The following is an 11,521-nucleotide window of genomic DNA, read 5'->3' on the forward strand; positions in this document are numbered from 1 at the left end:
TTCTGCGGAAAAACCGCAGAATTTTTATTTATGATACCTAATTTAAGAAATGTTGCCATTATCGCTCACGTTGATCACGGCAAGACGACTTTGGTCGATGCTTTACTTCGCCAGTCCAAAACCGAACTTAATAAAGACGTGGCGGAAAAGACCTGTATTTTGGACAGTAATGATTTGGAAAGGGAAAGAGGGATCACGATTTTTTCCAAAAACGCCTCCGTTGTCTGGAAAGGCACCAAAATCAATATTATCGACACGCCCGGCCATGTGGATTTTGGCGGCGAGGTTGAGCGGGTTTTAAGAATGGCTGACGGTTGTCTTCTTTTAATTGACGCCAAAGAAGGGCCGATGCCGCAAACCCGTTTTGTTCTAAAAAAAGCCCTGGATTTAAAACTGAAAATTATCGTGGTTATCAATAAAATCGACAAAACGGATGCCAGAATTAATGAGGTTTTAAATAAAACCTTTGATTTGTTTATTGATCTTGACGCTAGCGAGGAAACCTGTAATTTCCCGATTATTTACTGTTCCGCCAAATTAGGCAAGGCCGGACTGGAGCCGGATTTAAAGGCAATGACGGACATTTCGCCTCTTTTTGAAACGATTGTTAAAAATATCCCTGAACCTAAGGGCAATCCGCAAAAACCCCTGCAGATGTTGGTCACGACTTTTACCGGTGATAATTATAAGGGAAGAATTGCCACGGGCCGCATTTATAACGGTATTATGAAAACGGGACAGCAGTTTACTCATATTAACCGTCTGGGAGAAAAGAAAAATTGTTTTTTGTCTTCGGTTATGACTTTTGAGGGTTTAAATAAAGTTGAGGTCAAAGAAGTTTCGGCCGGAGAAATTGTCGCCATTGCCGGGATTCCGGATATTACCATCGGGGAAACCATCGCTGACGTTAATGAGCCCCAAGCCTTACCCCTTTTATCAATTGAAGAACCGACCGTGATCATGAATTTTCATGTTAATACGTCACCCTTGGCTGGAAAAGAAGGGACGTTTAGTACTTCCCGTCAAATCAGGGAAAGACTTTATAAAGAATTGGAAACCGATGTGGCTTTAAGGGTTGAAGACGATACCGGCGGTGGCTGGAAAGTTTCCGGGAGAGGTGAACTGCATTTGGCGATCATGATTGAAAGACTGCGCCGCGAAGGTTATGAATTTGAGGTCGGCCGGCCGCAGGTGATCACGAAAATCATTGACGGGCAAAAACTGGTTCCATATGAAAGAGTTTATATCGAAGTGCCTAAGGATTATAGCGGCATTGTTATCCAAAAATTAGGCAGCCGCTTTGGCGAGATGCAGAAAATGGAAACGATTGACGATATCGTTTATCTGGAATTTGTGATTCCGACCCGGGGTCTTTTCGGTTTCCGGAGTCAGTTTTTAACCGATACGAAAGGCCTAGGCATTATCAACACCGACTTTTATGAATTTGCCAAGGATAAAGGTAATTGGTCGGAAAGGGAAAAAGGTTCGTTGGTCGCGACCGATACCGGAATGACGGCTCTTTACGGCTTGACGAATGTTCAGGATCGCGGCGAACTTTTTGTCGGCCCGGCCGTTTTTGTTTATGAGGGGCAGGTGGTTGGGCAAAACGCCAGGGGCAATGATATCCATGTTAATGTTTGCAAGGAAAAAAGAGCGACAAATCAACGTTCCAAAGGACAAGGCGTTTCGGAACATTTCGACACGCCCAGAACCATGGATTTAGAAGATGCTTTAGATTATATTGCCGATGACGAACTGGTTGAGGTCACGCCGAAAAATGTCCGGATCAGGAAAAAAATTCTTAACGAAACCGAAGAAAAAAGAAGACTTCGGGGTATCGTTTAAAATTAACTTAGTCCAAAACAAGATGAATTCTTCTGGCCAAAATTAAGCCGGTTTCGTTTAAATCGCCGACCGCGGCCATTCTTAAACCCACCTTTAGATCGGCCATCGTTTTGGTCTCTATCCCTTTAATTTTAATCAAAGTTTTGTCGTTGACGACAACCGAATATTGCGTTCTTTGTGGATAGATAGGGTGGCTGACGGTAATCGTGTTCTCGGAAATTGCGGTAATCACGCCGTAAACCGCCATGCGTTTGACGCCAGTAATCTTATTTTTAGAAGCCAAAGTAAAAGTCACGGTTTTTTCTTCACCCCAATCGTTAAAAGCCGTGACCGTCAGACGGCTGGAATCTTTTCCCAAAGTCAGTTTGCCTTCAAATTGGCCGCTTACGTCGCTTTGCGCCGAGCCCTGATTAGTTTCCGTATAAAAAACAACGGCTGAAGAAGGCAAGGTTTTTCCCTTGACGGTTATTTGATCGCCCGAAACAATTGTTTTTTCGGTCGGGCTTTCTAAAGATAAAAAGAGGGGGGTTTTTATGTTTTCAGGAAGAAGCGATTTTTCCAACGGTGTTTTAATGATAAGGTAAAAACTGACGCCGGCAAGAACGATTAATAAGAAATTCGCGATTAAAAAAAACCAAAATTTTTTGGTTGAAGTTTTTTCCTGATTTTCCATAACCCCATCTTAATAGACCAGAAATCTCCCTGTCAAGGTTTGCTCTAAAGGGAGAGAAGAAGTAAAATTAGACTAATGGTAAAGAAAAAGATTTTTTCAAAAACAATCATTTACGCTTTTATTGACGCTTCAAATTTGTTTTATGGCGGAGAAAAGAGCTTGGGGTGGTAAATCGATTACCGGAAACTCGCCTTGTATATTAAGGAAAAGTATCAGGTTGGAAAAATTTATTATTACGGTGGTATCGAAATTAACGACTTTCCTTATTCTGTCCTTGACAAAAAACCAATTAATTTAGATAAGCTTATATCTCATCTGGGAATAAGAATGAAGCGGAAAGAGATGTCTGAGGGTTCAATCTTGGTTTTAGAGAAACATATTAAAAGAATCAAATTCTATCGTAAACTTAGTCAGTTCGGTTACATCCTTAAACTGAAGCCGGTTAAAATATTCCGTGACGAGGACGGAAACACCACTAAAAAAGCCAATTGTGATGTCGACATGACTTTCGACTTAATGAGATTAAAAGACGAATATAGAGGAGTTCTTGTTTTATCTGGAGATGGGGACTTCGCGGTCGTTTTGAAGTATTTAAAAGAAACCGGCAAAAAAGTTACGATTCTCGCTCGATCGGAAAGAACGGCTAGGGAAATCAAACAAATGGTTGGAGAAGATTTTAGGGACTTCAACAGGTTAAGAACTACCCTGGAATTCTTCGATAAAAAATAGAGCAGACATACGAAATATCTGCTCCATGTTTAGTATCTAAATACTACTATAATTTCCTTCTTTTGTCAAGGTTTGCTCGTTCCTTCTTGACAACTGACTAAATAGTCAGTATGATGTAAATATGTCTGGGTTATCCATTTTGACTAAACGCCAAAAAGAAGTTTTAAAAGCAATTTATAATTCCCTTAAGGACTCAGGTTACCCTCCGACTCTAGCCGATCTCCGCGATAAATTAGATGTTTCTTCAAATCAGGCGGTTTTGGACTTCTTAAAAATTCTTGAAGAAAAAGGCCTTATCAAAAAAGAAGAAGGCGCAGCTCGAGGATTAAAAATCCTAAAAGAAGGTTTTAACGCTCTTAACGTTCAGCCGATTATTCCTTATGTCGGAATTAGTGCGGCTGGTCCTTACACTCAAGCTTTTGAAGATATTCGATGGCAATCACATGGTCAAGTTGAGTTAACCAAAGATTTTTTAGTCAAGGTTAAAGGCGACTCAATGGTTGGAGCTGGTATTAATGATGGAGATATTATTTTGGTTCGTGAATCAAACGAATTTAAAAACGGTGATATTGTTTTAGCCAGAGATAACGATGGGACGACAATTAAACGATTAATACATAATCGTGGTAAAATTTACCTGAAACCAGAAAATTCAAAATATTCCAATGTTCCTATTTATCCAGATACGCGCTTAGTCGGTAAAGTAATAAAGATTATTTCACAATGAATAATTTACAAGACATTAATGGCAACAAAATGGATTTTTTAACTTTGAAACAAGCAAGTCTTTGGGCGAGTGAATATTTAAAAAAGAATGTCACCGTTTCTAATATTTCGTATCTAATTCAGTATGGAAAAGTTAAAAAAATTGGTGATAATGGCAGTACCGTCATTGATAAGAATGAACTTATAAAATATTACGCTTCTCTTTATAAAAAGAGAGAAACCGACTGGAAAGATAAATTGGGAGATGATTTAAATTGCCATTTATCTTTTAGTAATCTTAGGGAAACGGAGACCACAAAACATGTTCATAGATTGCACCCTTATAAGGGTAAATTTATTCCCCAACTAGTTGAATATTTTCTTGATGGGCATACTGATGATTTTAAGGAAAATATTTACTTTCATAAAGGCGATATTGTTTTAGATCCTTTTTGCGGTAGCGGGACAACCTTAGTACAAGCTAATGAAATCGGTCTTCACTCTCTAGGGATTGACGTTTCCGCGTTTAATGCCTTCATCAGTAATAGTAAGGTTGGTAAATATAATCTTAATGATTTGAGCCTAACGATAAAAAAAATAACGCAACAGTTAAAAGAATATATTGATAAATTTGAAAACAATATAATCAATTTTGACAAAGAATTGACTAGCGAACTAAATAAATTTAATAACACCTATTTTTCTGTTCCTGACTATAAATATAAGATAAATCGAAAAGAAATTAACGAACTGGAATATGGAAATAAATACGCTAATGATTTTTTGAAGATTTATAACCAGCTAGTCAGGAAATATCACATAGTTTTAACTCAGGATAAAAACGAGAACTTTCTTGACAAATGGTATTTAAGAAATATAAGAGAAGAAGCCGATTTTGTTTTTAATTTTATAAAGCAAGTTAAGAATCTTTCTGAGAAAAGGATCTTGGGTCTTATTTTGAGTCGTACTATTCGTTCCTGTCGTGCTACAACTCATTCCGATTTAGCAACTCTTAAGTCGCCAATAATCTCTACTTATTATTGTCACAAACACGGAAAAATATGTAAACCACTTTTTAGTCTTTTTTCGTGGTGGCAAAGATATTGTTTGGACACCTTAGAAAGATTGGCCATTTTTGATAAGCTACGCACGAATACTTTTCAGTATTGCTTAACGGGTGATTCGAGAACAATTGATATTGACAAAGAACTCCAGAAAAGAAACCTATCCTTTGCCAATTTAGTAAAAAGGCAAAAAATCAAAGGAATTTTTTCTTCGCCTCCATATGTCGGTTTAATTGATTATCACGAACAACACGCTTACGCTTATGATTTATTTGGTTTTAAAAGAAATGACAATTTAGAAATAGGACCTCTTTTTAGCGGTCAAGGAGAGGATGCAAGAAAATCCTACGTCGAGGGGATTAGTAAAGTGTTAATCAACTGCCAAAAACATTTTGTTCCTAATTATGATATATTCTTAGTAGCCAATGATAAATTCAATCTTTATCCGACTATCGCCGAGAAAGCAGGAATGAAAATCGTTGAACAATTTAAACGGCCAGTTTTAAACAGAACAGAAAGAGACAAGGGGGCATATTCAGAAATTATTTTTCATCTAAAACAGAAATAAATATATGGCTTTATCCGAAGAACAAATTAGCAAGATTGAGAAGGTTTTAAAAGCAACCTTACGGAATAAGTTTCAAAATTATAAACCCGAACCAGCATCAATGCCTTTTCACACACGCCTACTTGGTAAAGATCGTCTTGCGCTATATTCTTTTATCCATTCCCTTAACACGAACTTCGGTACTAGTATTTTTGAACCCGTTGGTCTTGCTTTAGCACAAAAGAATTTTGAAAGGGCCTCTGCTCAAGCTATTGCAGGTGATCATATTAGCAGTGAGGCTCAAAAAGCAATTCAGAAAATTATCGACGGGCTTATTACTGCCGAGACAGTACCAGATAAAGAAAAAGAAATTGAAATAATCAGAAAGGTTTGCCAGCAAGGAACAATGATTAAAGTAAAACCGACGCGAATCGATTTGATGGTGAAATCAAAAGATGACGAGTATTTTCTTTTTGATATTAAGACTGCGAAACCCAATGCTGGTGGTTTCAAAGAATTCAAAAGAACACTCCTTGAGTGGGTTGCTATTTTTTTGGCCAATAATCCTAAAGCAAATATTAATACGAAGATAGCTATTCCCTACAATCCTTATGAACCACAGAAGTATAATCGTTGGACAATGCGCGGAATGCTCGACCTTGATAAAGAATTACTTGTTGCAGAGGAATTTTGGGATTTTCTTGGGGGCAGAAATACATATCAAGATTTATTAGATTGTTTCGAAAGAGTGGGGATAGAGCTTAGAGATGAAATCGATAAAAGTTTCAGTCGTTTTGAAAAAATATAGATACTTTTCCTGACCCTTCTTAATTATATTTGCCGACCTTATGATGCCCGCAAAAAAATCAAAAGAACTTCTCGAAGAAGCAAAAAGAAAAGTGGAGAAAATGATAGAGAGGGGAGGTGAAATAAATGAGTCCTACGCAATTTCATGAGATGATGGGCGTTTTAAGAGAAATCCAACGACTATTAGGTGCTTTGGTTGGTTTCAAAGAACAAGAATTGGAAAAGGAACGAAATTAAAGCCCATAAGCGAAAAAGACACTTGAAAATTTCGTAAATTTTTGATAAAATATTTAGGATTAAGTGATTGTGGCACGAAAGTAGTCGAAGACAGTTAAGTTTTCCCATAGTAATACAATACTTCGGATTAGCAACAGATCGCAGACTCTTCGAATAGCCCAATTCAAACCAACTTTTAAGCCTTTTCTACCTAATTTTTAAAAAAAGGAGGTGATTTTAAATGTTTAAATGTCAATTTTGCGGACACGAAGGCATAATTTCAGATTTTGAAATCGACCATTCAATTCCCAGAAGCAGGTTAAATGGATACATTCCAAATAATCTTAAATGGGTTTGTTCTGGCTGCAATCGGCAAAAAAGCAACAAAACGGATTATGAATATATCCTCTGGCGAGCATTAAATCCTTTTTATGCAAATTTCGGCCCAATTAAAAAATAATAAAACGAAATATAGCCTCATAAATTACTTAACTTGACAAAAAATAGTTTTAGAGAGTAAGGTTATCTTCTCTCTAGAGAAAGGTGTAAAAGATGATAACTGAGGATGAAATCAACCAAAAAGCAGTGGAGGATGAAATCAACCCTTCTAATATTGAAAAGGATTACGTTTTCGGTTGGTTGTTAAACGCTTTATATTCACACTCATCTTTAAGCAATCTACTCATTTTAAAAGGTGGCAATGGATTAAGAAAAGCGTATCTTCCTAACACTCGTTTTTCTAAAGATTTAGATTTTTCTTCTACAGAGCAAATTGACATAACATTTCTTCATGATGAGCTAAATAAAATATGTACAGTCATTAACGAACAAACAGGTATTAAATTTGAGTTAGACAGAACGCTTGTTAGGCCAAAGAATATTCCAATCCCAAACAGCGATGTTTTAGAAGCTAGGCTATATTTTAAAGGATTTTACGGCGAAGAAACGATTTCTTTAAAAACACAACTAGACATAACACAATTCGATAAAATTTTCCTACCGATTCAATCTCGAGATTTAATTCATCCATACTCAGATAAGAATCTGTGTACTGTAAACGTTAGATGTCAAAAAGCAGAAGAAATTCTTGCTTCAAAATTAAATAGTTTACTGCAAAGGCAAAAAGTCGCAGATCTCTTTGATTTACTGTATTCAGTGTTATTTTCAAAAGATTTTCCTGTAAACAAATCGGAGATCATTAGTACGTTTCTAAAGAAATACATTTACGAGTCGACCCCAAACCAGGCTAAACAACAGCTCTTAGAGGTTCAACTTGAATCATATAGACCCCTTTGGAACACATTGATAGCCCCTTTAGCAAGCCTTTTCCAATTCGATGTAGTTATCGTAAACTTTAACCAACTGATTGATAGTCTTTTTGATCTCGTTTTGATTCCACAATCACCACGACCAGATTTTATTCTTTCTTATAATACACCCAGTTACTTTTCATCTGATATTAGAAATACTATTATTGAAGCGGGTAGATCACAAAAAATGGTGGAATTGTCATATGAAGGGTACGATAGGCTAGTAGAACCATATTCAATGAAATATTATATAAGAAAAGATGGTGTGGGTATGGAATACTTTTGGGGATATGATACGTCTGGTGGCAGATCAGGTGTGCGATCAATAAAAAGATTTATTTGTGATAAAATCCAATCTGTTCGATTCACTTCTCATAACTTCACACCTCGTTTTGTAGTAGAATTCTAAATAAGCAACTTCGAGGCTGAATAAGAACCTACCTTAAAACAGAACCTTTTTTATGACGAAATAGCTTCCACTTTAAGGATTTTACCTCGTTGTGTTAAACTACGAGTTAATGAAAAGATTCGGGAAACTGATTTTAAGTAGACAATATTCGGCAATATCTGGCAACATTTGGTAAGATATGGCAAGATTAGGTGATATGTTGTTACTACGACCATTTCACATCTCGCCAATTTGTTTTTTTGATTTTTCTGGCAGCAGGATTTTATTGCGAAAGAATTTCCCTGTAAAATAGTTCTGTCGAGAGGTTGAACCCCATTACATTACTTCTGACAATCTAATTTTGCCGACATTAAATTATCTTCTTTCGTGGGTTCTTCGATGAGACTATTTTCACCGTAAGCGATTTCTACCCTAATATTCCTTCCGCATGTTATTTTATCAATGGTAAAATCATAATCTGTTGTCTGGCCGGGCTCAAGATAGACAAGTATCAGAGACCACTCATAGACAGATCCTCCTTCATCAAGAAATCTAAGAACTTTCATCGGTCCGCCATTGTGGTTAATAATATCAGGAAAGCCGTAGGCGGCCCCAAATCCTTCATTGACAACCGTGGCAATGACCTTTACTTCCTCTCCGTTGCCAAAAACTGAAGGTTCAAACCTTAACCCGGTCACGACGAGATTAGGTAATTTAGAAAATTCCGCAACGATATCAACCATCTCTTTTCCCAAAAAAGCATACCAGGGCTTGTCGGTAACCGAAGCTTTCCCATCCTGATCGGCGACGGTAACTTTACTGTTAATCTCAAGAGGAATAAAACCCAAAAGCTTTATGGGCTGTTTAACGGTTAACCAATAAACGGCTTTTCCGTTTAAAACATCGAGAGTAAAATCTCCAGTTGGCTTAATGTTATTCTTAAAGAATATCGAGTTAAGTCTTCGGTAAATAACGGTGGGAAGAGATTTTAATTCAAGTTCCTTTCCCTCGCTAAAAAGCAAGGTTTTGTTCCCGGAAATCTTAAACTCTGGTTTAATCAGAAAATTTATGGTCCCCGAACTTCCGGAAAGCTTTTGGGGAATTTCCACCAAAGCACCTTCGGGGTTAAAAATAATATTTGATTTTACCGTCTCGAGGGAAGAAAAAGCCGGCCAAGTCAATGTTGAGGTTTTTTCCGTCTTTTTAATTTCGAGGGAGTCAAAAACAAAAATCGGAGGTTCGGGTTGGGGATTTAGCATCCTTTCCTGTCTGATTTTACTGGTGTCGATCTCAAGATTCTTCTCGTTAACCGTTGTGTTTAGCTTTCTTACGGCAGCGGGAAAAGGGGTTGGAGTTGGGGTCACAATACTCGTCTCAATTTGTCTTACGGGAATAAGGGTTGGCGTTGGCGTTGGAACGACCCTGATAGAATTAGTAACAATCGCTTCTGCCGAATTTAAGCTAAGGAAAAAGAAGATGGATAAAAGCGTTATTACGAATATCTTTTTCACAAAAACACCTTTCCAATACCAAGCATATTATAATTCAACCCAAGAGGAATTACAAATCAATCTCTAAAAAGCAAGCGGTGTTTTGCATTTTCTAAGCTTCTGTTTTAGACTTTAGTTAAACACGTGAGAAAAATTTTTGATTTACTATTACTTTTTTGCCTTTTCTTTTTTCTTTTTTGGCAAAAAGACAGACTTTTCTATAACTTCAATTATTTATTAGCCAGCCCCTGCGACCAACCAATTACTTACCGGGTGGGAGAAGTGGATTCCGGTTATGGGTTAACCAAGGAGAAATTTTTAGGCCAAATCGACGAGGCAAATCAAATTTGGAGCAAGGTGGTAAATAAAAATCTCTTCAGCTTTGACCCGCAAGGCAAAATCGTCATTAATCTTATTTATAGTCAGCGCCAGTCCATGGCCGATAAACTCAATTCCTTGGAAAATAATCTTAAAACCGGCAAACAATCCCTAGATTCTTCCGTTGCCCAATATCAAAATCTTCAGGCCGATTTTTCTAAAAAATTACAAGCCTTCAACGCGGAGGTAGAGAATTGGAATAAACTTGGCGGAGCTCCGGAAGAAGTCTTTAACCGGCTTAAAACCCAGCAGGAAGAATTAAAGGCCGAAGCCGATAAGTTAAACCAAATGGCCAACCAACTCAATCTTTCGGCTCAAGAATATAATTTGGGAGTTAGCCAGTATCAGCAGTCGGCGCAAACTCTTAACAAGGCTTTAAGCGTTAATCCCGAAGCCGGAGTTTATAACGGTTCTCTTCCCCAAATCGATATTTATTTAACTTCCAGTCAAAAGGAGCTTATCCATACTCTGGCGCACGAAATGGGACACGCGTTAGGCTTGTCTCATCTTGACAATCAGCAAGCGATTATGTATGCGTATACCAACGAAGTGATTAAGCCCGATAACCAGGAGGCCTCCCAACTGCAGGCTTATTGTCACCAAAGGAACTTTGATCTGACTCTTTCTTACTTTAAAGGTTTGCTGTCTAAACAACTGGGGATTAATTAGGGGGTAAAAATTCTTCGCCGCCGGAATCTTCTTTTGGGGCATAATCTCCGGCTTTAAGCCATTGAACATAAGGGCACCCGGTTGCTTCTCTTTTTTCCTTATCCCAACCAGCGGTCGAACATTTTTTCATTTTCTTGCCGCTATTGGTCGTAAAAAGGACCAGTTTTTGCCCGCAAGTCGGACAATCTTCATCCAGAGCTTCGGTGGTGCCGTTTAGCCATTCGATATAATCGCAGCCTTCGGCCATGCGTGTTTCTTTATTCCAAACATTCGTCGAACATTTTTTCATTTTCTTGCCAAATCTTGTGACAACCAAAAGAAGCGGCGCACCGCATTTCGGGCACTTTTCCTCCAAAGTCTGCGGTTCAACCGTAAACCATTTGACGTAATCGCAGCCCTCATTTTTATGAGTTTCTTTATTCCAGCTGCCTTTTGAACAGCGTTGCAATTTTCGGCCGCTTGCCGTTTGGGTAACTTCGGCTAAAGGCGCTTTGCACTTTGGACATTTTTCTTCCATAGAAAATAATATAGCAGAATTTAGCAAAGATAGACAGGGGGATAATTCAACATGAGGGTACGATCACACAATAAGGTATACACTTTTGAACTCCGGAAACGATTGTAGTTTCTCCAACGGTGTTTTCCCATCCATGCCAAAACCCCAGTGTGGTCTTTCATTGTTGTAATGTTTAAGATAATT

General features: G+C 37.8%; 10 protein-coding genes. 7 read left to right on the forward strand and 3 right to left on the reverse strand.

What is annotated here, in order from left to right; all coding sequences use genetic code 11:
- Positions 1 to 30 precede the first annotated feature (30 nt).
- Positions 31 to 1,845, forward strand: a complete 1,815-nt coding sequence (gene typA / locus M1575_04170; GenBank protein MCL5095886.1) for a translational GTPase TypA — start codon at positions 31 to 33, stop codon at positions 1,843 to 1,845.
- Positions 1,846 to 1,852: 7 nt separating this feature from the next.
- On the opposite strand, the gene M1575_04175 is transcribed toward typA, so the two are convergent.
- Entirely contained in the window at positions 1,853 to 2,518 is a 666-nt protein-coding gene (locus tag M1575_04175) for a DUF5666 domain-containing protein (GenBank protein ID MCL5095887.1), read from the reverse strand.
- A gap of 327 nt (positions 2,519 to 2,845) precedes the next feature.
- Between M1575_04175 and M1575_04180 the strand changes: the two genes are divergently transcribed.
- The 5 genes from M1575_04180 to M1575_04200 all read left to right on the forward strand — a co-directional run bounded on the left by M1575_04180 (position 2,846) and on the right by M1575_04200 (position 8,305).
- Positions 2,846 to 3,247 carry an NYN domain-containing protein gene (locus M1575_04180; protein ID MCL5095888.1) on the forward strand — a complete coding sequence of 134 codons (402 nt, stop codon included), beginning with the start codon at positions 2,846 to 2,848 and terminating at the stop codon, positions 3,245 to 3,247.
- A 121-nt stretch (positions 3,248 to 3,368) separates the two neighbouring features.
- A complete protein-coding gene (gene lexA / locus M1575_04185; GenBank protein ID MCL5095889.1) occupies positions 3,369 to 3,974 on the forward strand; it encodes a transcriptional repressor LexA in 606 nt (201 codons plus the stop codon).
- The gene (locus M1575_04190) at positions 3,971 to 5,584 is read left to right on the forward strand and encodes a site-specific DNA-methyltransferase (GenBank protein ID MCL5095890.1); all 1,614 of its coding nucleotides are present in this window, start codon (positions 3,971 to 3,973) and stop codon (positions 5,582 to 5,584) included. The genes lexA and M1575_04190 overlap by 4 nt, the downstream gene beginning before the upstream one ends.
- Before the next feature lie 4 nt (positions 5,585 to 5,588).
- Positions 5,589 to 6,371, forward strand: a complete 783-nt coding sequence (locus M1575_04195; protein ID MCL5095891.1) for a TdeIII family type II restriction endonuclease — start codon at positions 5,589 to 5,591, stop codon at positions 6,369 to 6,371.
- Positions 6,372 to 7,138: 767 nt separating this feature from the next.
- Positions 7,139 to 8,305, forward strand: a complete 1,167-nt coding sequence (locus tag M1575_04200; GenBank protein ID MCL5095892.1) for a nucleotidyl transferase AbiEii/AbiGii toxin family protein — start codon at positions 7,139 to 7,141, stop codon at positions 8,303 to 8,305.
- 320 nt (positions 8,306 to 8,625) lie between these two features.
- On the opposite strand, the gene M1575_04205 is transcribed toward M1575_04200, so the two are convergent.
- Positions 8,626 to 9,795: a hypothetical protein gene (locus M1575_04205; GenBank protein ID MCL5095893.1), complete on the reverse strand. Its 1,170-nt coding sequence runs from the start codon at positions 9,793 to 9,795 to the stop codon at positions 8,626 to 8,628.
- Between the two features lie 123 nt (positions 9,796 to 9,918).
- Between M1575_04205 and M1575_04210 the strand changes: the two genes are divergently transcribed.
- On the forward strand, positions 9,919 to 10,821 hold the full coding sequence (locus tag M1575_04210) for a matrixin family metalloprotease (protein MCL5095894.1): 903 nt from the start codon (positions 9,919 to 9,921) through the stop codon (positions 10,819 to 10,821).
- Here M1575_04210 and M1575_04215 read toward each other — a convergent pair.
- A complete protein-coding gene (locus M1575_04215) occupies positions 10,814 to 11,338 on the reverse strand; it encodes a topoisomerase DNA-binding C4 zinc finger domain-containing protein (protein ID MCL5095895.1) in 525 nt (174 codons plus the stop codon). The genes M1575_04210 and M1575_04215 overlap by 8 nt on opposite strands.
- Between the last annotated feature and the right edge of the window lie 183 nt (positions 11,339 to 11,521).

This window comes from Patescibacteria group bacterium, assembly GCA_023473585.1.
In the GTDB taxonomy this organism is placed as follows: domain Bacteria; phylum Patescibacteriota; class Microgenomatia; order JAMCYU01; family JAMCYU01; genus JAMCYU01.

Coding starts and splice junctions, on each gene's coding strand:
- M1575_04215 (MCL5095895.1), bottom strand. CDS start 11,338: ATGGAAGAAAAATGTCCAAAGTGCAAAGCGCCTTTAGCCGAAGTTACC.
- M1575_04195 (MCL5095891.1), top strand. CDS start 5,589: ATGGCTTTATCCGAAGAACAAATTAGCAAGATTGAGAAGGTTTTAAAA.
- M1575_04190 (MCL5095890.1), top strand. CDS start 3,971: ATGAATAATTTACAAGACATTAATGGCAACAAAATGGATTTTTTAACT.
- M1575_04175 (MCL5095887.1), bottom strand. CDS start 2,518: ATGGAAAATCAGGAAAAAACTTCAACCAAAAAATTTTGGTTTTTTTTA.
- typA (MCL5095886.1), top strand. CDS start 31: ATGATACCTAATTTAAGAAATGTTGCCATTATCGCTCACGTTGATCAC.
- lexA (MCL5095889.1), top strand. CDS start 3,369: ATGTCTGGGTTATCCATTTTGACTAAACGCCAAAAAGAAGTTTTAAAA.
- M1575_04200 (MCL5095892.1), top strand. CDS start 7,139: ATGATAACTGAGGATGAAATCAACCAAAAAGCAGTGGAGGATGAAATC.
- M1575_04180 (MCL5095888.1), top strand. CDS start 2,846: ATGAAGCGGAAAGAGATGTCTGAGGGTTCAATCTTGGTTTTAGAGAAA.